Source organism: Enterobacter sp. 342, from assembly GCF_036663495.1.
In the GTDB taxonomy this organism is placed as follows: domain Bacteria; phylum Pseudomonadota; class Gammaproteobacteria; order Enterobacterales; family Enterobacteriaceae; genus Enterobacter.
This window is the reverse complement of record NZ_JAWUEI010000018.1, coordinates 40,716-64,691: the sequence shown is the minus strand read 5'-3', so window position 1 is coordinate 64,691 and position 23,976 is coordinate 40,716. Positions and strand designations below refer to the sequence as shown.

Below are 23,976 nucleotides of genomic sequence, written 5' to 3'. Positions count from 1 at the left end.
AGAGACTTATGATGGAAATTCTGCGTGGTTCGCCTGCACTGTCTGCCTTCCGTATTAACAAACTGCTGGCACGTTTTCAGGCGGCCGACCTTCCGGTAAGCAATATTTACGCTGAGTATGTCCATTTTGCTGACCTGAATGCCCCTCTGAATGCTGAGGAGCGCGTACAGCTGGAACGCCTGCTGAAGTATGGCCCAAGTCTGAGCAGCCATACGCCAACCGGCAAACTGATCCTTGCGACGCCGCGTCCGGGCACCATCTCCCCCTGGTCTTCCAAAGCCACCGACATCGCCCACAACTGTGGCCTGAGCCAGATTAACCGTCTGGAACGCGGCGTGGCGTACTATGTGGAAGCTTCCACCCTGAGCGAAGAACAGTGGCAGGCGGTTGCAGCTGAGCTTCATGACCGCATGATGGAGAGTGTTTTCGCCTCTCTCGATGACGCGCAGAAGCTATTCTCCCACCATCAGCCTGCGCCGGTACAGAGCGTGGATTTGCTGGGGCAGGGGCGCCAGGCTCTGATTGACGCGAACCTGCGTCTTGGCCTGGCACTGGCAGAAGACGAAATTGATTATCTGCAGGATGCGTTTGTTAAGCTGAACCGCAATCCGAATGACATCGAACTCTATATGTTCGCGCAGGCCAACTCTGAACACTGTCGTCACAAGATTTTCAACGCCGACTGGATTATTGACGGCGAACAGCAGCCGAAGTCGCTGTTCAAAATGATTAAAAACACCATGGAGAAAACTCCAGACCACGTGCTGTCTGCTTATAAAGACAATGCCGCGGTTATGGAAGGTTCCGAGGTGGGCCGCTTCTTCGCCGATCGCGAAGCAGGGCGCTATGACTTCCATCAGGAGCCTGCGCACATCCTGATGAAAGTTGAAACCCATAACCACCCGACGGCGATCTCCCCGTGGCCGGGTGCGGCGACCGGTTCCGGCGGTGAAATCCGTGATGAAGGTGCAACGGGCCGCGGTGCAAAACCAAAAGCCGGTCTGGTCGGTTTCTCCGTTTCCAACCTGCGCATCCCGGGCTTTGAACAGCCGTGGGAAGAAGATTTCGGTAAGCCAGAGCGCATTGTCACCGCGCTGGATATCATGACCGAAGGCCCACTGGGCGGCGCGGCGTTTAACAACGAATTTGGTCGTCCGGCGCTGAACGGTTACTTCCGTACTTATGAAGAGAAGGTGGACAGCCACAACGGCGAAGAGCTGCGCGGTTACCACAAACCGATCATGCTGGCGGGTGGGATCGGCAACATTCGCGCCGATCACGTGCAGAAAGGCGAGATCGTCGTGGGCGCGAAGCTGATCGTGCTGGGTGGCCCGGCAATGAACATCGGCCTGGGCGGCGGGGCAGCTTCTTCTATGACCTCTGGTCAGTCCGATGCGGATCTCGACTTTGCTTCCGTGCAGCGCGACAACCCGGAAATGGAGCGTCGTTGCCAGGAAGTGATCGACCGTTGCTGGCAGTTGGGTGAAGCTAACCCAATTCTGTTTATTCACGATGTGGGCGCGGGCGGTTTGTCTAACGCCATGCCGGAGTTGGTGAGCGACGGCGGCCGCGGTGGCCGTTTCAACCTGCGCGACATCCTGAGTGATGAGCCGGGTATGAGCCCGCTGGAAATCTGGTGTAACGAATCTCAGGAACGTTATGTTCTGGCTGTTGCTGCGGATCAATTACCGCTGTTTGACGAGCTGTGCCGCCGCGAGCGCGCGCCGTATGCCGTTATTGGTGAAGCGACCGAAGAACTGCACCTCTCCTTAAGCGACACCCACTTTGACAACCAGCCGATCGATCTGCCGCTGGACGTTCTGCTCGGTAAAACGCCGAAGATGACCCGCGATGTTGAAACCCGTAAAGCGGCAGGAAAAGCGCTGGATCGTCAGGGCATTACCGTTGCGGAAGCGGTCAACCGTGTACTGCACCTGCCGGCTGTGGCAGAGAAAACGTTCCTCGTGACCATTGGCGACCGTACCGTGACCGGTATGGTATCGCGCGATCAGATGGTCGGCCCGTGGCAGATCCCGGTCGCTAACTGCGCCGTGACCACCGCGAGCCTCGACAGCTACTACGGCGAAGCAATGGCACTGGGCGAACGTACCCCGGTGGCGCTGCTGGACTTCGCGGCATCTGCTCGTCTGGCTGTCGGTGAAGCGCTGACTAACATCGCTGCAACCCAGATTGGCGATATCAAGCGTATCAAACTTTCTGCGAACTGGATGGCCGCTGCTGGCCACCCGGGTGAAGACGCAGGCTTGTATGAAGCGGTCAAAGCGGTGGGTGAAGAGCTGTGCCCTGCGCTGGGTCTGACCATTCCGGTGGGTAAAGACTCTATGTCGATGAAGACCCGCTGGCAGGAAGGCAATGAGCAGCGCGAGATCACCTCTCCGCTGTCGCTGATTATCTCCGCCTTTGCTCGCGTGGAAGACGTTCGTCATACCGTTACACCGCAGCTCGTGACCGAAGACAACGCCCTGTTGCTGATTGACCTGGGTAAAGGCAACAACGCGCTGGGTGCGACCGCGCTGGCGCAGGTTTACCGTCAGTTGGGCGATAAGCCAGCTGACGTGCGCGATGTGGCGCAGCTAAAAGGCTTCTACGATGCCATCCAGGCGCTGGTTGCGCAGCGTAAGCTGCTGGCTTACCACGATCGCTCCGATGGCGGTCTGCTGGTGACGCTGGCAGAAATGGCCTTCACCGGCCACTGTGGTGTGGAAGCGAATATTGCCTCTCTGAGCGAAGACCATCTGGCGGCGCTGTTTAACGAAGAGCTGGGTGCGGTCATTCAGGTACGTGCGGCAGATCGCGACGCGGTTGAAGCGATTCTGGCGAAGCACGGACTGGCAGATTGTGTGCACTATCTGGGTAAAGCCGTTCAGGGCGACCGCTTCGTCATTGAAGCTGACGGTCATGCCGTGTTCAGCGAAAGCCGCACGACGCTGCGTATGTGGTGGGCAGAAACCACCTGGCAGATGCAGCGTCTGCGCGACAACCCGGAATGTGCCGATCAGGAGCATAATGCAAAGGCAAATGACAACGATCCTGGCCTGAACGTGAAGCTCTCCTTCGACATTAACGAAGATATTGCTGCACCGTACATTGCGACTGGCGCGCGTCCGAAAGTGGCCGTGCTGCGTGAGCAGGGCGTTAACTCCCACGTTGAGATGGCCGCTGCCTTCCACCGCGCGGGCTTTGATGCCATCGACGTTCACATGAGCGACCTGCTGGCTGGCCGTACCGGTCTGGAAGATTTCCAGGCGCTGGTGGCGTGCGGTGGCTTCTCCTACGGTGACGTGCTGGGCGCGGGTGAAGGTTGGGCGAAGTCCATTCTGTTCAACAATCGCGTGCGTGACGAATTCGAAACCTTCTTCCACCGTCCGCAAACGCTGGCGCTGGGCGTGTGCAACGGTTGCCAGATGATGTCCAACCTGCGTGAGCTGATCCCGGGCAGTGAAGCCTGGCCGCGCTTTGTGCGTAACCAGTCTGACCGTTTCGAAGCGCGTTTTAGCCTGGTGGAAGTGACTCAGAGTCCTTCTCTGCTGCTGCAGGGCATGGTCGGTTCGCAGATGCCAATCGCGGTCTCTCACGGTGAAGGTCAGGTTGAAGTGCGTGACGCTGCACATTTGGCTCAGCTTGAGAGCAAAGGCCTGGTGGCGCTGCGCTTTGTCGATAACTTCGGTAAGGTCACTCAAACTTACCCGGCCAACCCGAACGGTTCGGCAAACGGTATCACTGCTGTTACCAGCGAAAGCGGTCGTGCAACCATCATGATGCCGCACCCGGAGCGTGTATTCCGTACCGTGAGCAACTCCTGGCACCCGGAAAACTGGGGCGAGGACAGCCCGTGGATGCGTATTTTCCGCAACGCGCGTAAACAGTTGGGTTAAGCAATAAAATGAATGCAGGCCCGGTGAGCGGAAACGCCACCGGGCTTTTTTATACCTGTCGCAAAACCGCGACAACGCAGTAAAATAGGTGTCTCCAAAAGGAGACATTTAACTTATTGATTTGTATATGACACGACAGTTTCCCGTTAAGGTGTTGCTTAATAGCGACACTTAGCCTGGAAATCATTCAGCAGACAATTAACACCGTAAATGAGTAAAAGTAATATATATCAATGTGTTAATTTTTAGTTTTGCATTCTGGCACGGCTGTTGCATAATATTGAGCAGTGGCTCATTCACCCTCTTATGTCAGCCCCTTCGGGACGTGCTACATAAACTTCGAATGACGCACAAAAAGGTGCCTGCCGTCCAACTACTGATTATAGCGATGCTTTATCAGGCCCGGGCGAAACGTCGAGTTAGGCACCGCCTCATTCCATAACAAAGCCGGGTTTTTACCCGGCTTTGTTGTATCTGAAGGGCAGACTCAGTTACGCTCTGCGTAAACCCCCACTAAGAGAGTAATGCGTTGAAACGCTGGCCCGTTTTTCCCCGCTCCCTGCGACAGCTTGTCATGATGGCCTTCCTGCTGATCCTGCTGCCATTACTTATCCTTGCCTGGCAGGCGTGGCAAAGTCTCAATGCCTTGAGTGCTCAGGCGGCGTTGACTAACCGCACGACGCTCATCGACGCCAGGCGCAGTGAAGCGATGACCAATGCCGCGCTGGAGATGGAGCGTAGCTATCGCCAGTACTGTGTGCTCGACGATCGTACGCTGGAAAAGGTGTATCAGAATCAGCGTAAACGCTATAGCGAGATGCTGGATGCCCACGCAGGGGTGTTGCCGGATGACAAGCTGTATAAAGCGTTACGTCAGGATCTGAACGACCTTGCTCAGCTACAGTGTAAAAATAGCGGTCCGGATACGACCGCCGCCGCGCGCCTGGAAGCCTTTGCCAGTGCCAACACCGAGATGGTTCAGTCAACGCGTACCGTAATTTTCTCGCGCGGGCAGCAACTGCAGCAAGAGATTGCCGAACGTGGACAGTTCTTCGGCTGGCAGGCTCTGGTGCTGTTCCTGGTGAGTCTCGGGCTGGTTCTGCTCTTTACCCGCATGATCATCGGCCCGGTGAAGGGCATTCAGCGTATGATCAACCGTCTGGGAGAGGGAAAATCGCTCGGTGATACGGTCGCCTTTAAAGGACCGCGTGAGTTGCGCTCCGTAGGGCAGCGTATTATGTGGCTGTCTGAACGTCTGGCATGGCTCGAATCTCAGCGTCATCAGTTTCTGCGCCATATTTCCCATGAGCTTAAAACGCCGCTGGCCAGCATGCGTGAGGGCACGGAACTGCTGGCGGACGAAGTGGCCGGGCCGCTGACAACGGAACAGAAAGAGATTGTCGAGATCCTTGATGCCAGCAGTCGCAATCTGCAAAAGCTGATTGAGCAACTGCTGGATTACAACCGCAAGCTGGCTGATGGCGCGGTTGTACTGGAAAACGTCGAGATTGAGCCGCTGGTGGATATGGTGATCTCCGCTCATAGCTTGCCAGCAAGAGCTAAAATGATGCATACCGGTGTAGAACTGAATGCACCAGCGTGCCTGGCTGAACCCATGCTGTTAATGAGCGTTCTGGATAATCTTTACTCCAATGCGGTGCACTATGGTACTGAATCCGGTAACATTTATATCCGGAGTTACACGAATGGTTCACGGGTGTTTATTGACGTCGCTAATACCGGCACCCCGATCCCCGATGACGAAAAAGCCATGATATTCGAGCCCTTTTTCCAGGGGAGTCATCAGCGTAAAGGTGCAGTTAAAGGAAGTGGTCTGGGCTTGAGCATCGCCCGGGACTGCATACGACGCATGCAGGGTGAGCTAAACATTGTCACGGACCAACGTTCGGATGTTTGCTTCCGTATCGAATTGCCCCTGAGCCGGAAAAATCAATAACATGAATCTATGTCTGGTGAGTATGTCACACGTCTTTTTCCGCGCCGTACGCGCGGTGTTTTCCCGCAACACGCTTCGCCTGAGCCTGCCTTGTTTATTTCTGGCTGGGTGTGTTTCCCATGCACCGGAAAGTGCGATTAGCGATAAACAAGAAGATAAATGGCCAGATAACCAACTGGCAGATTTTCTATCAACCCGCTGTGACGACATCTGGAACCTGTCAGGCCATGACGTTGAAAGCAACCCACTGTTCTGGCTACGTGGAATAGATTGCGCCCAGCGTCTGGCACCGGTAGACGCTCGTTCGAAAGCAGCGATGCTGGATGACGACACCTGGCAGGACGCTTTCAAGCGCGGGATTTTACTGGCAGATGCGAAAATTACCCCCGTTGAACGCCGCGCCAACGTGACCCGGCTGGACACGTTTGTGGTCAACCTTCCGGTCCAGGTTCGCCCGGTATACCAGCTCTGGCGTGATGGGCAGACATTACAACTTCAACTGTCTGAAGAACGCTCCCGCTACAGCAAGTTGCAGCAGTCCACTGACAGCGAGCTTGATACGTTACGCCAACAGCAGCAACATTTGCGTACGCAACTGGATACCACGACACGTAAGCTGGAGAACCTGACCGATATCGAAAGACAGCTTTCGTCGCGTAAATATCAGCCGGGGAGTTCATCTGCTGCACCGGACAGCGATACGCCGAAACAAGAGGATGTGAAGCCATGACCAGCCGAAAACCTGCTCATCTCTTACTGGTGGATGACGATCCGGGGCTGTTAAAGCTGCTGGGAATGCGTCTGGCGAGTGAAGGCTACAGCGTGGTAACCGCTGAGAGCGGGCAGGAGGGGTTGAGAATTCTCAGCCGCGAGAAGATTGACCTGGTGATTAGTGACCTGCGGATGGACGAAATGGACGGCCTGCAGCTGTTCGCGGAGATCCAGAAGCAGCAGCCGGGTATGCCTGTGATTATTCTCACGGCACACGGGTCGATCCCGGATGCGGTTGCCGCGACACAACAGGGGGTGTTCAGCTTCCTGACCAAGCCGGTGGACAAAGATGCGCTTTATAAGGCTATCGACAGCGCGCTGGAACATGCTGCCCCATCGAATGATGAAGCATGGCGGGAGTCTATCGTCACCCGCAGCCCCATTATGCTGCGTCTGCTCGAACAGGCCCGGATGGTGGCGCAATCTGACGTCAGCGTGCTCATTAACGGCCAGAGCGGTACCGGGAAAGAGATCCTCGCGCAGGCGATTCACAATGCCAGCCCGCGCAGCAAAAACGCTTTTATTGCGATTAACTGCGGCGCACTCCCGGAACAATTGCTCGAATCTGAACTGTTTGGTCATGCCCGCGGTGCTTTCACTGGCGCGGTAAGCAGCCGGGAAGGGTTATTCCAGGCAGCGGAAGGCGGCACGCTTTTCCTGGATGAGATTGGCGACATGCCTGCGCCGCTGCAGGTTAAATTACTGCGCGTGTTGCAGGAGCGAAAAGTTCGCCCGCTGGGCAGCAACCGCGATATTGATATTAACGTGCGTATTATTTCGGCGACACACCGCGATTTACCGAAGGTGATGGCCCGCAACGAGTTTCGCGAAGATCTCTACTACCGTCTTAACGTGGTGAACCTGAAGATCCCGGCGCTGGCCGAACGTGCGGAAGACATTCCGTTGCTGGCGAACCATCTTTTACGCCAGGCTGCCGATCGCCATAAACCGTTCGTTCGTGCCTTTTCCACCGATGCGATGAAACGGCTGATGGCCGCAAGCTGGCCGGGCAACGTGCGTCAACTGGTGAACGTGATTGAGCAGTGCGTCGCGCTGACCTCATCACCGGTTATCAGCGACGCGCTGGTAGAGCAGGCCCTGGAAGGGGAAAACACGGCATTGCCGACGTTTGCCGAAGCGCGGAATCAGTTCGAACTGAACTATTTGCGTAAGCTGCTGCAAATTACCAAAGGCAACGTGACCCACGCGGCGCGAATGGCGGGGCGTAACCGTACCGAATTCTACAAGTTACTGTCGCGGCACGAGCTGGAAGCGAACGATTTTAAAGAGTAGTACCGCAAAATTCGCTTGAATATGATACTGTGAGCAACCGATTACGAAGCAGCTTACAGGCAAGAGTTTAAGGACCCACCATGAAAAAGATCGATGCGATTATTAAACCTTTCAAACTGGATGATGTACGTGAAGCGCTGGCGGAAGTTGGCATCACCGGGATGACCGTGACGGAAGTGAAAGGTTTTGGTCGTCAAAAGGGCCACACCGAGCTTTACCGTGGCGCAGAGTACATGGTGGACTTTCTGCCGAAAGTGAAAATTGAAATCGTGGTGAGCGACGACATCGTGGATACCTGTGTGGATACCATCATTCGCACGGCGCAGACGGGCAAAATCGGCGATGGCAAAATCTTCGTCTTTGACGTGGCGCGCGTGATCCGTATCCGTACCGGCGAAGAAGACGACGCGGCGATTTGATGGTATTCCTTCGCTGCCATTCCCTGGCGGCGAAGGTGCTTTTAATCGTGCTCTGTTTCCGGCAAGGTGAGTGGGGAAGGGGTAAAACATCTTCTCAAACCAACGAATGTAACGATCAATACCACGCAGCCTAGCGTCCACCCGCTCATCTGAGAGAAAAAGTGGGCATAGGCAGCAATCGCCGTATCGTTAATCTGTGGCTCAGTAGTTTGTTGCGCCACGCGTCCTGCCAGCCAGTTGGCGACTGCGCCTGTCGCCAGCATATAAATCCCCGTTAACAAACCTGTGATGCCCGGCAGATTCAGACGGGTGATTTGCGCCATCGCTACCGGGTCGATAAACAGTTCGGCGAAACCCATTAGCGCCAGTCCGGCGATCATCATCCCCATTGAGACTTGTCCGTTTAACCCGCCATGACGCGCATTCAGCGCCAGTAACATAAAACCAGCGCTCATTAACAACAGACCTAATGCGAACTTCAGCCATACGCGTAGCGCTGAGCGTATTTTCCCTTCCGGACGCGCTAGCCAGGAAAGGGCAACACCTGCCGCCATCACTGCAATGGCATTAACAGACTGAAACAGTGCCGTTGGCACCTCAATATTAAGCAACTGTCGGTTAACAAATCGGTCGATAAACAGGCTGATAGTACTGCCACCCTGCTGTGCCAGCACCCAGAACAGCGTCCCTGTCATCATCAGTATCGCAATTTGCCACAGTGCGCGGCGATGCTCAGGAAATCTCATCATAATGCGCGCCACCATTATCACAGCAAACGCGCACACGGCGACCAGTAGATAACCAGAGCCATTATTCTCCAGCAACAGGGTAAAAAAGATGGGCGCGATGCAGAGCATTATCAGCAGCCAGCCCCAGACCGGGAGGAGATACTTTTTACTGCGTAATGCCTGTTTATTGACGCCGCGCGTATGCTGGAAGTGGTGATGCCCACTGAGGAAAATCAGCAAACCTACAAACATGCCGATCCCGGCCAGCGCAAAGCCAATATGCCAGCCGTACCATTGCGCCGCCAGTCCGCAGGCAATCGGCGCAGCAATGGAGCCAATGTTCCCTGCGGCATATAACAGCGAAAATCCGCCATCACGACGTGGATCGTCATGGGCATAAAGTTCTCCCAACAGACAACTGATATTGGATTTAAACAGACCGTAACCACAAATGATTATCGCCAGTGCAGCGTACAGACTGCGGGTTGAGTCAGATTCGATACCTAACACCACATGGCCGAACGTCATCAGCAATGCACCGGTAATAATGGCTGTGCGGTTGCCAAGCAGGCGGTCAGCCAGCCAGCCGCCGAGAATAGGGGTGACGTAGACCAAAGATGCGTAAGCGCTAAAGAGTGTGATGGCGTGGCTATCGTCGAAACCAAGCTGATGGGTGAGGTAGAGGATAAGCAGAGCACGCATGCCGTAAAAGCTGAAATATTCCCAGATTTGAATCGCCACGATGTAATAAATCGCGCGCGGTTGTGAGGGTGTTTTCATGTTATCTCCTTGCGGCGTGAAAAAGGGAAGTGGCAAGCCACTTCCCTTTAGTCTTTATTTATCGTTTTTCAGTACCTTAACGGTATAACGACCATCCGCCTGGCGATATGCACCATGGATGTCGGTTTCAAAGCCTGGATAGTGAGCACCTATTTCGCACAGCATTTGCAGGAATTCCAACACTGGACGGCTCTCTTCAGTGATCATCTCACCAGGCATAACCAGCGGTACTCCTGGAGGATATGGCAGGATCATATTGGCGTTGACGCGGCCCACCATCTCACTGAGATAGACCTCTTCCGTCTCACCATGCAGCTCTTTCTGGAACGCGGCATACGGTGTGATTACCATTTTTGGCAGCACTTCAAATGCGCGGAACATCAGATCCGGCAGATTATGATGCTCAACGAGTTTATGAATGTTCTGTGCAAGCTCCTGAATGCGCATGCTTTCGTAGAACTCAGGATTCTCACGATAGAGCGATGGCAGCATGTTTTTCACGCGTAGATTGAGATCGAAAGCGCGTTTGAAATCGGTGAGTGCGCGGAGCAGACTCAGGGCTTTCGTTTTATCAATACCGATGCTGAACAGGAACAGCAGGTTATACGGACCCGTTTTCTCAACCACGATGCCTTGTTCATCAAGGTATTTCGCGATGATACTGGCAGGAATACCGAAGTCGTCCATGGTGCCATCTTTCTTCATCCCCGGTGTCAAAATGGTGACTTTAATCGGGTCGAGATACATATGCTCGTTATCAATGTTCTTGAAACCGTGCCATGCACTATCGGAACGCAGAGGCCAGCATTCAGGCTCATCAATGTGTTCCGGCTGCCACACATCAAAGAACCAGCCTTCAGATTCGCCTTTCAGACGTTTAATCTCTTTGCGGAATTTCACTGCGCGCTGAATAGAACCGTCGATCAGACGCTTACCTGCATTACCTTTCATCATCGCCGCAGCGGTTTCAGTGGATGCCACGATTCCATAATGCGGAGAGGTTGTCGTGTGCATCATGTAAGCTTCGTTGAAGGTCTCTTCGTTTACGTCGCCTTTTACATGAATCATCGAAGCCTGAGAAAACGCCGCCAGCAGTTTGTGCGTGGACTGAGTTTCGTAAATCACTTTACCTTCCACACGACCGCCGCTCATCCCACTTTTACCCGCGTAAATGGGGGAGAAATTGGTATAAGGCACCCAGGCCGAGTCAAAGTGGATGGATTTTACATCCAGCGTTTTCTTGATGTAGTCGGTGTTGTAGAGCAGACCATCATAAGTGGAATTGGTTATAACGGCGTGCACTGGCCAGGTCGCGTTTGGCGTCTCTTTTACGCGTTTGGCAATGGTTGCATGCTGGAGTTCGCTCTGCGGGATCCCGCCGAGAATACCGTATGCGTTACGGGTTGGTCGGAAATAGATCGGTGTAATATCGCTCATCATCATCAGATGCGTCAGCGATTTATGACAGTTTCGATCGATCAGAACAGTGCTGCCAGCAGGTGCTGAGTACATGCCGACAATTTTGTTCGCTGTGGATGTACCGTTGGTCACCATGTAGCTGCGCTCAGCGTTGAATACACGAGCGATATACTCTTCTGCCTCTTTGTGTGGGCCGCTATGGTCAAGCAGTGAACCGAGTTCGGATACGGAAATCGAGATGTCAGATTTCATGGTGTTAGGGCCAAAGAAGTCGTAGAAAAGACTCCCTACCGGGCTTTTCTGGAACGCGGTGCCGCCCATGTGGCCAGGTGTACAGAACGTATATTTCCCTTCGCGAACATATTTGAACAGCGCTTTGGTCAGCGGCGGCAAAATTGTGTCGATATATTCATCTGTGTTCTGTTTGATTTTGGCGGCGATATCGTCAGCGGCACCGAGAGCATACTCAAAGAAACGTACTTTCATACGCAGATCGTTGAGGCTAACGTCGAGCGTGGAGTATGAATTAGCGAATGCATACAGCGGCATATATTCGTTCATTTTGCTGATGTCTTCGCACAGCTCGAGATTGTATTTATCCCAGTCAAAAATAACGCCGCACAGACGCGCATTGTTCTCAATGAGTTTCAGTAAGTCTTCGCGGTCATTTGGGTAAACAATACGGAAATCCAGACGCTCAAGTGCGCGGTGGAGCTCACGGATAGGTTCTTCTTTAAAGTAAACGCCCATGTGATTCATGATAGCGATAACATTCATAGTCTTATCTCCAGGTGTAGAAAACCCCTCCCGTCACGGTGTGACAGGTGTCAGGAAGGGCTATAAGAAAGGGGGGATTAAAGTGCGTCGGCGGTGGTGCTTTCGGCTTCGTTGTTATGCTGGCGCTGGTACATTTTGCGACCATAGAACATCAGAATGACGAGGCTGACGATAAAGGTGCCAGACAGTTCGAAGGAGTTGGCCCCCATCAGTGCGATGAAGCAGAACGCGCAGCCCAGAATGGAGCAGACCAGGCTTGCCAGGTTGCGAACGTTAACGCCTTCGAAGCGAATCAGGTCAACGCAGGAGTAGAAATACGGCAGCATGGTCAGCAGTACTGCGATACCCGTCAGTTCGCCGAACAGGTCTGAGGCTTTACCGCCGCTTGAGTTCATCACGGTGATGAGAACCATCAGTACGGTCATTTTCAGCGCTGCCAGCAGCAGGCCCTTTTTCGGGATGCCGTTGCTATCAACTTCACCATAAATTTTCGGGAAGTTACCATCGTTAGCGGCGCGAACCCCGGCCTGGCCTACCAGCATCATCCAGGAGCCCAGTGAAGTCAGGCAGGCGAAGGCGGTGAAGGCAGATACTATCGGTGCAGCCCAGTTACCCATGATGGTTGAGGCACTGACAGCGAATGGTGCGCCAGAAGCGGCCATTTCAGAGGCCGGATACATACCAGAAATCACCTGTGTTGCCGCGATATAGACAATACCGGCCAGAGCGGTACCCAACATGGTTGCCAGTGGCACTGTGCGTTTAGGGTTTTTCACCATCCCGGTGCTTACCGCAGCGGATTCAACCCCAACGAATGCCCACAGGCAGAGCAGGATACTTTTGATCACCGCATGAGGGTCGGTAGTAGCAGAGGTGTTCCAGTTTGCCTGATAGATGGCAACATCAAACCAGTGCCATCCCGCAATCGCAGTCACTACGACCGGGATCAGCACCAGTACCAGACCGATTGTCGTCAGGCGGCTCACCCAGGTCCCGCCAAGCATATTCACAAAGGTAAACAGCCAGACAATTGCAATACAGGCAATACCTGCCGGAACAGGATTATTTAATGCCGGGAAGAAGGTAGAAAGATAAGAAACAGCGGTAATACCAATTGCCAGATTACCAATCCAGTTTGCGTGGTAATAAAGCACACCGGTCTGGAAACCGAAAGCGGGAGATAATTCACCGGCATAAGCAATTGGGCCACCTTGTTGAGGATTTTTGGTTGCCAGGCGGGCGTAGACATATGCCAGAGACATTGCCCCAATAATGGAAATGACCCATCCCCAAATTGCAATGCCACCGATGCTGGCAAGGTTTGCGGGTAATAAAGCGATACCACTTCCCATCATATTACCGGCGACGACACCGGTGCAGGCAAACAGGCCTATCTTTTTGGCTGAACTCATGTTCGTTTCTCCTGAATTTTATTTTGGAGGTGCGGACCGTTGTTTAAGGTACAAAGTGATCCGACCGACTGACCGCAAGGTTACGGATGCGAACAGGAGAAGTCCTAAAGATAAAGTGAAATAAAAGACAACTTCAAAAAAATGATACCCTGAGATTTTTTAGTTAACATATCAGGATAAAAATTTTATATCAGGAAAAGATAAATAATGATATCTGACAGGGGATTGATGAGGTTTTTATTGCGGTGGGGATTGTTGCCAGGAGATAACAATTAAAACCTCCTGGCAACATTTTTACTACTTGCTGAATAAATTCATTAACGCATTCAGAGGGCGCTTTCTACTCTTGTGCTAGAAACGTTTTTAAATAAGGAGCCGCTTTTTTAATGGAAGTCTGGAAAACGCCATTCTCAATCCAGTAGAGAGTGTTTTCACCCGGTCTTAAATTAAATGCTGTAATATAAGCATCAGCCGCCAGACGATTATCACCCTTCATCTCATAGATCTTTCCTAGTAACACATAATTTAGCCAGGACATTTCGAGTTCAATACTTTTGTTAATGTTCCTGTATGCATTGTCAATATCACCTTTACTTAATCCATTGATCGTCTGTATTTGATACCACGTTGCTGATTCCTCAATGCCGGGAAGTTGCGCGATTTTACTCAGCTCATTATTCAGCGCGGTAAGTTGAGGTTCATTGAACTGCTGCTGTGAATGTCGTAGTACATCCACCAGTACTTTTTCCAGCAGCGCATTGATAAAGTCAGGTGCGTCTTTTGCGACGACGCTGAGTAACTCGCTGGCTTTATTTAATGACACGACATCACCTTCCATAATCAACTGGTCAGCCTGGTAGTACTGCGCCAACGACAGGCTTTGCGAATTGCGGAACTGGGCAAGTTGTGCCTGCATACGAGGTGGCCAGGGCTGCGTCAACACGGCGGAGAGACTGTGGAGGAGATCTTCCTGTACTGATAACAGTGTGTTGTCGGTAATAAAGTAGCGCTTGTCCAGCATGACAGAACTGTCTGCATTATCGACCAGCAATACAGACATAAAACATTGCTGTGCCCGGTAATGACGTTGATTAACGAATTTGATGGTGAGTGTTTTCCCGGAGCTACTGGGTTCTGTCACGTTGTAGTTGGTTTTGTCATGCACCATAAAGGTGGAATATGTGTTCAGTGACGAGGTAATCAGGTTTCCCAGGCCGATGGCGTAAGACTGTTGAGAAGACCACTTATTGCAAGAGATACCGCGTTCAAAACGTACATCTATATCGCGTGGATTGAGTAGCAGACGTGTTTTGGTCACCGGTGGGTGAGAATTGATAAGCGACATTATAACCAGTGCAATCAACGCGCCAAGTGACAACAGAAAGAGTAGCCAGGTCCAGAAGGAGGCGACACGATTTCGCCGGTCGACTTTTTTCCGCGCCTGTCTGAATAATGAGGGAGCGGACGCTGTTACCGGTTCAGGCAGCGTGTTGACCTGCCCGGCAGGTGTCGTTTCTGGTGAGGTTATGAGAGTGGATGGTCCACTGTCGGCGCTTTCTTCAGTCATCCAGACCACCGGCGCGGTGAGCTTGTAGCCCCTCTTTGGCACAGTGGTGATGTATTCTGGACTCTGTTCATCACCGTCTTTCAGCCATTTACGGAGTTCTGAAATGCTCTGGGTAACCACATGACTGGTGACAATATTGCGCATCCAGATGTTATCAATGATTTCATCCCGGCTCAGGACTTCATCAGGATGACTGGCGAAATACACCAAAAGATCAATTAAGCGTGGTTCAAGCGTCAGTTGGCGACCTTGCCGACTAATTTGATTTATGGACGGCGTAACTCGCCACTCGCCAACGCGTACAACAGGTTGTTGCATAAAAAAGCGTCCCCAAGCGGAAAAGGGAAAAGAAAAATCATAACATGAATGACAAACTCATTATTGATAAGCCACAAGACTCAATGTTGAAGATGAAAGAAAAAAAGGATGCCGCTAAATACAGCATCCTGAGAGGAATTGGTCGGTTTACAGCACTTTATGAGGCCCGAAACACTCGTAATGAATGTTTTCAGATTTGATCCCCAGCGTAACTAGCTGTCTGGCGGCAAACTGCATAAAAGCGACTGGGCCGCAGAGCCAGAATTGCATCTCTGGATTGCTGAACAGGCTCTCGTGTTTACTCAAATCCATCAAGCCCTCACTGTCGAATCGTGCATTCTGACGGTCATCTTCATCAGGCTGGCGATACCAGGTATGCGCGGTAAAGCGTGGCAGGGCCGCCCCCAGCGTTTTTACTTCATCCGAAAAGGCATGCACATCACCGTTCTCGGCGGCGTGGAACCAGTTTACCTGTGCGGTGTGGTTTGCTTTCGCCAGCGTATCGAGCATCGCCAGCATTGGCGTTTGGCCGACACCCGCAGAGATCAGCGTGACCGGGGTATGCGTTTCAACGGCCATAAAGAAATCACCAGCAGGTGCGGCCAGATGTACCACGTCACCCACGCTGGCTTCGTTGTGCAACCAGTTTGAAACCTGACCGCCTTCTTCACGTTTCACTGCGATACGGTAACGTTTACCGTCAGGTTTACGGGTCAGGGAGTACTGGCGAATTTCCTGATGCAGGAAACCTTCAGGTTTCAGCCAGACGCCCAGGTACTGTCCTGGCTGATAATCAGCTACCGGCTGACCGTCAACCGGCTCAAATTCAAAGCTGGTAATAAGCTTGCTGCGCGGCGTTTTCTCAACGATACGGAACGCGCGCGTACCTTCCCAGCCACCGTTCTTACTGGCGTTTTCGCTGTAGATTTGTGCTTCACGGTTGATGAATACGTTTGCCAGCACGCCGTAGGCTTTACCCCACGCGTCCAGTACCTCCTGACCCGGACTGAACATTTCGTCCAGGGTCGCTAACAGATGGCCGCCAACGATGTTGTACTGCTCCGGTTTGATCTGGAAGCTGGTATGTTTCTGCGCGATTTTTTCCACCGCAGGCAGCAGCGCTGCCAGGTTTTCAATATTGCTGGCATAAGCCGCGATAGCATTGAACAGGGCTTCGCGCTGATCGCCGTTACGCTGGTTGCTCATGTTGAAAATCTCTTTGAGCTCCGGGTTGTGCGTGAACATACGATCGTAGAAATGGGCAGTGAGTTTAGGGCCGGTTTCTACAAGCAGGGGAATAGTGGCTTTTACAGTAGCGATGGTTTGAGCGTCGAGCATGAGCGCGTCCTTTTGATGATACTTTAATGATGCATTTTAAATGCATCTTATAAAAAATACCCCTGCGTTGTAAATGGTTCTTTGCAACATGAAAAATATGCATCACAAACCTGAAAAGAAATCGGTTGAAAATGTTGAGAGCTTTATTCCTCAAACCCTTGCGTGGCGTGAAGGAAAACGTTTGCGTAAAATCGTTTGTCAAGACCTGTTATCACAGAACTATTCAGTTATACTGTTGCCCGTCGTCCAACAGGACTGCCTTTTCAGGCCAAAATTTACTTGTTAGCTGAGTCAGGAGATGCGGATGTTAAAGCGTGAAATGAACATTGCCGATTATGATGCCGAACTGTGGCAGGCTATGGAGCAGGAAAAAGTACGTCAGGAAGAGCACATCGAACTGATCGCCTCCGAAAACTACACCAGCCCGCGCGTAATGCAGGCACAGGGCTCTCAGCTGACCAACAAATATGCTGAAGGTTATCCGGGTAAGCGTTACTACGGTGGTTGCGAGTACGTTGATATCGTTGAGCAACTGGCTATTGACCGTGCGAAAGAACTCTTTGGCGCTGACTACGCTAACGTGCAGCCGCACTCTGGCTCTCAGGCTAACTTCGCGGTCTACACCGCGCTGCTGCAACCGGGTGATACCGTTCTGGGTATGAACCTGGCGCAGGGTGGCCACCTGACTCACGGCTCCCCGGTTAACTTCTCCGGCAAACTGTACAACATCATTCCTTACGGTATTGATGAGTCCGGTAAAATTGACTACGAAGACATGGCGAAGCAGGCGCAGACCCATAAACCGAAAATGATCATCGGCGGTTTCTCTGCTTACTCCGGAATCGTTGACTGGGCAAAAATGCGTGAAATCGCAGACAGCATCGGTGCTTACCTGTTCGTAGACATGGCGCACGTTGCGGGTCTGATTGCCGCAGGCGTTTACCCGAACCCGGTTCCTCACGCTCACGTTGTGACCACCACCACCCACAAAACTCTGGCGGGTCCTCGCGGTGGCCTGATCCTGGCGAAAGGCGGTGATGAAGAGCTGTACAAAAAACTGAACTCTGCTGTGTTCCCAAGCGCGCAGGGCGGCCCTCTGATGCACGTTATCGCGGCGAAAGCGGTGGCGCTGAAAGAAGCGATGGAGCCAGAGTTCAAGGTTTACCAGCAGCAGGTTGCCAAAAACGCCAAAGCGATGGTGGAAGTGTTCCTGAACCGTGGCTACAAAGTGGTCTCCGGTGGTACTGAAAACCACCTGTTCCTGCTGGATCTGGTTGATAAAAACCTGACTGGTAAAGAAGCTGATGCTGCCCTGGGCCGCGCCAACATCACCGTGAACAAAAACAGCGTACCAAACGATCCGAAGAGCCCGTTTGTGACCTCCGGTATCCGTATCGGTTCACCAGCAGTGACTCGCCGTGGCTTTAAAGAAGCGGAAGTAAAAGAGCTGGCTGGCTGGATGTGTGACGTTCTGGACAATATCAATGACGAAGCGGTTATCGAGCGCGTTAAAGGTAAAGTTCTGGATATCTGCGCACGCTTCCCGGTATACGCATAATTCCTCTGCTTTGCAGAAATAAAAAAGGCCGCGTTTGCGGCCTTTTTTTATGGCTCAACGTCGGTCAAGGGAAATGGCACCAGGCCCGACTATCGCCAGCAGAATAAAGGCACCAGCAATACTGACATTCTTGTAGAAGTTAATCATATTCGGTACGACCGCATCACCGGTCATATCCCAGTAGTGATGGCCTATTACCGCGGTTCCCAGCGTGTAAAACACAAACAGGACGGCGAGAGGACGGGTGAAAAAACCCAGCACGATCAGAATAGCGGCGGGCACTTCCATCACCACCGCAATAATGGCCGCCAGCATGGGCATCGGTGTACCCAGCGAGGTCATATATTGCACGGTGCCGCTAAATCCAGTGAGTTTCGGATAGCCAAAGATAATAAACAGCACGACAAGTGCAATACGGCCAATCAACAGCAACAGGTGACGCGACTGACCGAAATCGAAATAACGAAGTGAGTTCATGGCAGAAATACCTCTGCAAGTGGAGTAATTTAAACGTAATACACATTTTCATTCCCTGCCATAAGCCAGACGACTGCACATTATGTTAATTTTTCGTTAATTTATAGCAGGCTATCGACTTGCTTAATTTTTATATTCTCGCCAGACTATGGCCTCGATTTCGGGAGGGATTCATGGTCTTGCATTCCACGCGCTGGCTGGCGCTCAGTTATTTCACCTATTTCTTTAGCTACGGCATTTTTCTGCCTTTCTGGAGCGTCTGGCTTAAGGGTATTGGCCTGCCCCCCGAGACCATCGGTATCCTGCTAGGTGCCGGGCTGGTGGCACGTTTCCTGGGTAGCCTGCTGATTGCCCCGCGCGTTAGCGATCCCTCCTTATTGATCAAGGCGTTGCGCATTCTTGCTCTGTTGACGCTGGTCTTTGTCGCCTGCTTCTGGGTCAGCCACCAGTTTGCCTGGCTGATGGTGGTGATGGTCGGCTTCAACCTGTTCTTTTCACCGCTGGTACCGCTGACGGACGCCCTGGCGAACACCTGGCAAAAGCAGATCACCATGGACTATGGCCGCGTGCGCCTGTGGGGCTCAATTGCCTTTGTGATTGGCTCTGCGCTGGTGGGTAAACTGGTCAGTCTCTATGATTACCGCGCGATCCTGGCTCTGTTGAGTATCGGGATTGCCTCGATGTTGTTGGGCATGCTGCTGCGACCGTCGGTGATGCCGCAAGGGGAGAGCCGCCATCAGGAGAGCGCGGGCTGGCCTGCCTGGCGGAGCCTGGTTGCACAAAGCTGGCGTTTTCTGGCGTGCGTGTGTCTGCTCCAGGGGGCGCATGCGGCGTATTATGGTTTCAGTGCCATCTACTGGCAGGGGGCGGGATATTCTGCATCAGCCGTTGGCTATCTGTGGTCGCTGGGGGTAGTGGCCGAAGTCGTTATTTTCGCTCTGAGCAAAAAGCTGTTCCGTCGCTTTGGCGCGCGCGACCTGCTGCTGCTTTCCGCCCTGTGCGGTGTAGTGCGGTGGGGCATTATGGGCTGGACGACTGAACTCCCGTGGCTGATTGTGGCGCAAATTCTCCACTGCGGTACCTTCACCGTGTGCCATCTGGCGGCGATGCGCTATATCTCGGCGCGTGAGGGAGGGGACGTGATTCGTCTGCAGGCGGTTTATTCCGCAGTTGCGATGGGCGGCAGTATTGCGATCATGACGGTCTTCGCCGGTTTCCTCTACCAGCATCTGGGACATGGCGTCTTCTGGGTAATGGCACTGGTTGCTTTACCCGCTATAATCGTTCGTCCTAAAGTGACCGCTCGCGCCTGACTATGATTCCAGCATGGCGCGAATATGTTCTTGCTGCTGTGTGTTCAGTGCTTCAACGGCATGGATCAACGGCGGCGAGAATAACGGCAGAGCGGTAGGATAGGGGGTGATAACCAGCGCGGCTTCGCGCGGTGCCCCCTCTTTCTGGAAAGTCTGCAACGCCAGATAGCGAATATTGAGCGGCAGCAGCGTCAACTCACGAAGTTGCTCCTCAATCAGATCTTCACAGGCTTTATCTTCCCCCGTCAGCAGGATGACCTGTTTTTCGTGCAGATCGGTTTCCTGCATCAGCCAGGCACCGAAAATCACCGCGACCAGGCTCATCTCCTCATCGGAAAAACGTAGCCCAAATTCCGCCTCCAGCTCAAACAACGCCTCTTTGGTGGTGCGTAAAAGTCGGGGGTAGAGACGATGGATCTCCTCCGGCAGGCTGTTGTCGATGCCGATCTCAAACAGTGAGCGGTCCAGTGCCTGAGCAAGATGGATATAAAGCTGATCGGTCAGGCCTTGCTCATCGCTGAAATTCATCCCTGTTTGTGAACGAAAACGAGCAATCATACGCACAATGGCGCGGCGTAAACGCTGATCCTGCTGGTGTTTATCAAGCACGGGATCAGGTGTACGGAGCATCATAAACAACAGTGCCAGAAACAGTTGTTCATCCCCGTGAGCGCCTTGTGGAACGCGTCGTTTCCAGTGACGCACGATCTCCTGCGCCGTAAAATACTCCCCTCTCGACTGGGTCCAGCTGCGCTGAACATGGGAAAACTGCGGCGTGTTCCCCAACTGATGCTGGATTAGGCAATATTGCAAATAGAGCTGTAAAAACTGGACATCGCGACATTCAAACTGGCGCTGTAGTTTCCGTGAGCAGAAGTTGATCAGCGCCCGCAGGTTAGCATCGTCATAAAGTGGGCGAGCAATGCCATGCTGTTTAAGTGCGGTTTTTAATGCAGGGGTAAACTGGTGCGAGACAAACTGTGGACACAGCCGCAGAGCCCTGCGCAGCCAGTGCAGCAGGCATAAACGCTTATTCAGGGCTGTACCTTCAATCCGGTAGCTGCCGTCATGGTGCGTGACGATATCAAGCCGGTGATAGCGCTGGATTTCATCGCGCGTCTCGGCTATATCTTGCCGTGCCATGGCGTCGTCCACGCCATTGGCAGCGATTATGCTCTGTGCGGTGACGACAGCATCGGGCAGGTAAAGCATCAAAAGCACCTGGCAGCGGCGCTGCGAACTGGAAAGCACAGATGGAATTTCAAGCGTCGTCATCATCTGTCGGGTATCCAGTGTGAATGTTTGATAAGAATAGCTAAATGATGGACGCTGAAAAGCGCGCCGGCAGCCCTTTCATTCAGGATTGCAGGAGAACATCACAGAATTTTTGACGTGAGGAATTGATGCAAACAGTTAAACAATGCGCGATGGCGCTATTTTTTGCGGTTATCACCTTCACCGCCAGCGCACACCCTCACAGTTTTATCGACCTGAAAACCGAGCTGGTCACCGACGGCACTCAGCTAAGTGGACTGAAAATGCGCTGGACGATGGATGAAATCACCTCGGCTGACCTGCTGTATGATGCAGGAAACGCAAAGCCCGGCGATGAAATCTGGAAAAAGCTGGCGGCGGAAGTGATGGCTAACGTGCTTGGTCAGCACTATTTCACTGAATTCTGGCATAACGGGCAAAAGGTCAAATTTCTGAACCGTCCCACGGAGTACGGTATGACGCGCGAGGGGCATCAGGCAGTGCTGACGTTTGTGCTTCCGCTGGCACATCCGCAGCCGCTGGCAGGGCAAAAATACACGTTTTCGACCTTTGACCCTACCTACTATGTCGACATGAGTTATGCCGGAGATAGCGATGTGCAGCTTCCGGCATCATTACAAAAAACCTGCAAGATTTCCGTTCATACCCCAAAGCCCAGCGAAGAAACACTTAACTTTGCGGTTTCTCTCGATAAAGAAGATGCGCCGCCTGAAGACATGGAGTTGGGTAAACAGTTCGCGCAGGAGGTGACATTGCAATGTCAGTGATCTCTTCACAGATTCGAAAACAGCGGCGCTGGCTGCATCTCTGGCCCCTGGCGATTTTTGCGCTGTTAGCGGTTTGCGGTACGTTATGGCTATGGCAGGTATGGCCTCAGGTAATGATGAAAAGCATTATCTGGCAGCGTGAGCTTAACCAGCAGATGAGTGGTTTGCTGAAGGCGGTGGCGGAGAATCCGACGAAGGCAGGCGGCTCGCTGCTGGCGTTCAGCTTTATCTACGGCGTATTACATGCGCTGGGGCCAGGGCATGGCAAAATCGTGATCACTACCTGGCTTGCCACTCATCCGTCGAAGCTTAAATCGAGCATTGCGCTGACGCTGGCCTCTTCATTGCTTCAGGGCGGCGTGGCGATTGCGCTGGTTGTGGTGGTGCTTTCGCTGTTACAGCTTCCGGCCCGTCAGTTACATCTGAGCAGTTTCTGGCTTGAGAAAGGAAGTTATGCACTGGTAGGTGTGTTGGGGCTGATTCTTTGCTGGCGCGCGCTGAAAAAATTGCGCGTGTTACTGCAAAAGCCGAAATTCAAAGCCTTTACTCCCCATCATATCCATAACGAACACTGTGGCTGTGGGCATCAACACCTGCCGACACAGGCGCAGTTGCAGAGTGGGGATGACTGGCGAGCGCGTCTGATGATCGTCCTCTCTATGGGCATGCGTCCGTGCTCGGGGGCGATCATGGTGCTGCTGTTCAGTAAAGTGATTGGCGTGTTTGGCTGGGGCATGCTCTCTGCACTGGCCATGGCGGCGGGAACATCTTTGACCATTTCGTCGCTGGCTCTGCTGGTTCACAGTTTCCGTCAACTGGCGGTAAAACTCAGTGGTGATAGCGCGCCGGTGCTGTGGCGGCAAGTCGGCTGGACAACGCTCGCGCTGGCAGGCGGGGTGATTTTGCTGGTGGCTGCGGTAACGATGTGGATGAGCGCGGTGCCGGTGGGAAGGGGATTGCGGCCTTTTTAGTTGTTATTCCCCCTCCCACAGGGAGAGGGAATTTTCGGTATTAACGCTTCAGCGCGTCACTCAGTTCATCACGCATGTTGGCCAGCATGGCTTTAACAACGCGTGGGTTACCCGCAACGATGTTGCCGGTAGACATATAGTTGTGGCCGCCGGTGAAATCACACACCAGTGCGCCTGCTTCACGCGCGATCAGCTCGCCCGCAGCAAAGTCCCACGGCTTCAGTGCCAGTTCGAAGTAACCGTCAACACGGCCGGTAGCAACATAAGCCAGATCCAGCGCAGCAGAACCGGTGCGACGGAAGTCCGCGCATTCGGTGAACAGTTTGCCCAGGATATTCATATAGGTGGTTGCGTGCTGTTTGGCTTTGAACGGGAAGCCGGTCGCCAGAATGGTACCGTCCAGATCGCGTGCATTGCTGCAGCGCAGACGGTAGCCGTTCAGCTGTGCGCCCTGACCGCGCGTTGCGGTGAACAGTTCGTTACGCATTGGATCGTATACAACAGCGACTTCAGTACGGCCTTTAATGCGTACTGCGATAGACACAGAGAAGTGTGGCAGGCGTTTGACGAAGTTGGTGGTGCCATCCAGTGGATCGATAACCCATTGAACATCCTGATCGGTACCTTCATGTTCACCGCTTTCTTCGGTGATGATGGTGTGCTGTGGGTAAGATTTGCGGATCGTTTCGATAATAATCGCTTCTGCGGCTTTATCGACGTTAGTCACGAAATCATTGCTGCCTTTCTGGCTGGTTTCTACGGAGTCTGGCGTTTCGTAGTGTTTGGCAATTACATTACCCGCCTTGCGCGCTGCGCGCACGGCGATGGTCAGCATCGGATGCATCGGTCTCTCTCACTGGATGTTAAAGAACAGGAAAATCGGCGCAGAGTATAGCAGCGAGATCGGAATCTGTCTCCCGTTTATGATAATATGCCGGAA

17 protein-coding genes are annotated in these 23,976 nt (G+C 52.9%); 9 read left to right on the top strand and 8 right to left on the bottom strand.

Annotated features, from left to right (window positions below):
- Positions 1-8: 8 nt before the first annotated feature.
- The 5 genes from purL (at position 9) to glnB (ending at position 8,336) form a co-directional block, all read left to right on the top strand.
- A complete protein-coding gene (gene purL / locus V6E55_RS15400; RefSeq protein WP_114977490.1) occupies positions 9-3,896 on the top strand; it encodes a phosphoribosylformylglycinamidine synthase in 3,888 nt (1,295 codons plus the stop codon).
- Between the two features lie 529 nt (positions 3,897-4,425).
- Positions 4,426-5,853 carry a two component system sensor histidine kinase QseE/GlrK gene (gene qseE / locus V6E55_RS15395; RefSeq protein ID WP_236920257.1) on the top strand — a complete coding sequence of 476 codons (1,428 nt, stop codon included), beginning with the start codon at positions 4,426-4,428 and terminating at the stop codon, positions 5,851-5,853.
- 1 nt (position 5,854) lies between these two features.
- Positions 5,855-6,583: a two-component system QseEF-associated lipoprotein QseG gene (gene qseG, locus V6E55_RS15390; protein ID WP_316943267.1), complete on the top strand. Its 729-nt coding sequence runs from the start codon at positions 5,855-5,857 to the stop codon at positions 6,581-6,583.
- A complete protein-coding gene (glrR, locus tag V6E55_RS15385) occupies positions 6,580-7,917 on the top strand; it encodes a two-component system response regulator GlrR (protein WP_114977493.1) in 1,338 nt (445 codons plus the stop codon). The genes qseG and glrR overlap by 4 nt, the downstream gene beginning before the upstream one ends.
- An 80-nt stretch (positions 7,918-7,997) precedes the next feature.
- The gene (gene glnB, locus V6E55_RS15380) at positions 7,998-8,336 is read left to right on the top strand and encodes a nitrogen regulatory protein P-II (protein WP_003860685.1); all 339 of its coding nucleotides are present in this window, start codon (positions 7,998-8,000) and stop codon (positions 8,334-8,336) included.
- A 41-nt stretch (positions 8,337-8,377) separates the two neighbouring features.
- Here glnB and V6E55_RS15375 read toward each other — a convergent pair whose 3' ends face one another.
- The 5 genes from V6E55_RS15375 to hmpA form a co-directional block, all read right to left on the bottom strand.
- Positions 8,378-9,844: a POT-type proton-dependent oligopeptide transporter gene (locus V6E55_RS15375; protein ID WP_316943266.1), complete on the bottom strand. Its 1,467-nt coding sequence runs from the start codon at positions 9,842-9,844 to the stop codon at positions 8,378-8,380.
- Positions 9,845-9,898: 54 nt separating this feature from the next.
- Complete coding sequence (gene cadA / locus V6E55_RS15370; protein ID WP_049005975.1) at positions 9,899-12,040, bottom strand: lysine decarboxylase CadA; 2,142 nt, start codon at positions 12,038-12,040, stop codon at positions 9,899-9,901.
- A gap of 77 nt (positions 12,041-12,117) precedes the next feature.
- On the bottom strand, positions 12,118-13,452 hold the full coding sequence (cadB, locus tag V6E55_RS15365; RefSeq protein ID WP_316943265.1) for a cadaverine/lysine antiporter: 1,335 nt from the start codon (positions 13,450-13,452) through the stop codon (positions 12,118-12,120).
- A gap of 340 nt (positions 13,453-13,792) precedes the next feature.
- Positions 13,793-15,337, bottom strand: coding sequence for a lysine decarboxylation/transport transcriptional activator CadC (gene cadC, locus V6E55_RS15360; RefSeq protein WP_114977496.1), 1,545 nt, complete (start codon positions 15,335-15,337; stop codon positions 13,793-13,795).
- A gap of 147 nt (positions 15,338-15,484) precedes the next feature.
- On the bottom strand, positions 15,485-16,675 hold the full coding sequence (gene hmpA / locus V6E55_RS15355) for an NO-inducible flavohemoprotein (RefSeq protein WP_316943264.1): 1,191 nt from the start codon (positions 16,673-16,675) through the stop codon (positions 15,485-15,487).
- 304 nt (positions 16,676-16,979) lie between these two features.
- On the opposite strand from hmpA, the gene glyA reads away from it, so the two are divergent.
- On the top strand, positions 16,980-18,233 hold the full coding sequence (gene glyA, locus V6E55_RS15350; RefSeq protein WP_028016077.1) for a serine hydroxymethyltransferase: 1,254 nt from the start codon (positions 16,980-16,982) through the stop codon (positions 18,231-18,233).
- Positions 18,234-18,287: 54 nt separating this feature from the next.
- Here the strand turns inward: glyA and V6E55_RS15345 are convergent, their stop codons facing one another.
- The gene (locus V6E55_RS15345) at positions 18,288-18,710 is read right to left on the bottom strand and encodes a DoxX family protein (protein WP_028016078.1); all 423 of its coding nucleotides are present in this window, start codon (positions 18,708-18,710) and stop codon (positions 18,288-18,290) included.
- 173 nt (positions 18,711-18,883) lie between these two features.
- Between V6E55_RS15345 and V6E55_RS15340 the strand changes: the two genes are divergently transcribed.
- Positions 18,884-20,023 carry a 3-phenylpropionate MFS transporter gene (locus V6E55_RS15340; RefSeq protein WP_236920253.1) on the top strand — a complete coding sequence of 380 codons (1,140 nt, stop codon included), beginning with the start codon at positions 18,884-18,886 and terminating at the stop codon, positions 20,021-20,023.
- Here the strand turns inward: V6E55_RS15340 and csiE are convergent, their stop codons facing one another.
- Positions 20,024-21,301: a stationary phase inducible protein CsiE gene (csiE, locus tag V6E55_RS15335; RefSeq protein ID WP_108090915.1), complete on the bottom strand. Its 1,278-nt coding sequence runs from the start codon at positions 21,299-21,301 to the stop codon at positions 20,024-20,026.
- Between the two features lie 125 nt (positions 21,302-21,426).
- On the opposite strand from csiE, the gene V6E55_RS15330 reads away from it, so the two are divergent.
- Together V6E55_RS15330 and V6E55_RS15325 are read left to right on the top strand one after the other, a co-directional pair.
- Complete coding sequence (locus V6E55_RS15330) at positions 21,427-22,065, top strand: DUF1007 family protein (RefSeq protein ID WP_114977500.1); 639 nt, start codon at positions 21,427-21,429, stop codon at positions 22,063-22,065.
- The gene (locus V6E55_RS15325) at positions 22,056-23,036 is read left to right on the top strand and encodes a nickel/cobalt transporter (RefSeq protein ID WP_114977501.1); all 981 of its coding nucleotides are present in this window, start codon (positions 22,056-22,058) and stop codon (positions 23,034-23,036) included. The genes V6E55_RS15330 and V6E55_RS15325 overlap by 10 nt, the downstream gene beginning before the upstream one ends.
- Before the next feature lie 40 nt (positions 23,037-23,076).
- Here V6E55_RS15325 and suhB read toward each other — a convergent pair whose 3' ends face one another.
- A complete protein-coding gene (gene suhB, locus V6E55_RS15320) occupies positions 23,077-23,880 on the bottom strand; it encodes an inositol-1-monophosphatase (protein WP_013098296.1) in 804 nt (267 codons plus the stop codon).
- Positions 23,881-23,976: the final 96 nt, after the last annotated feature.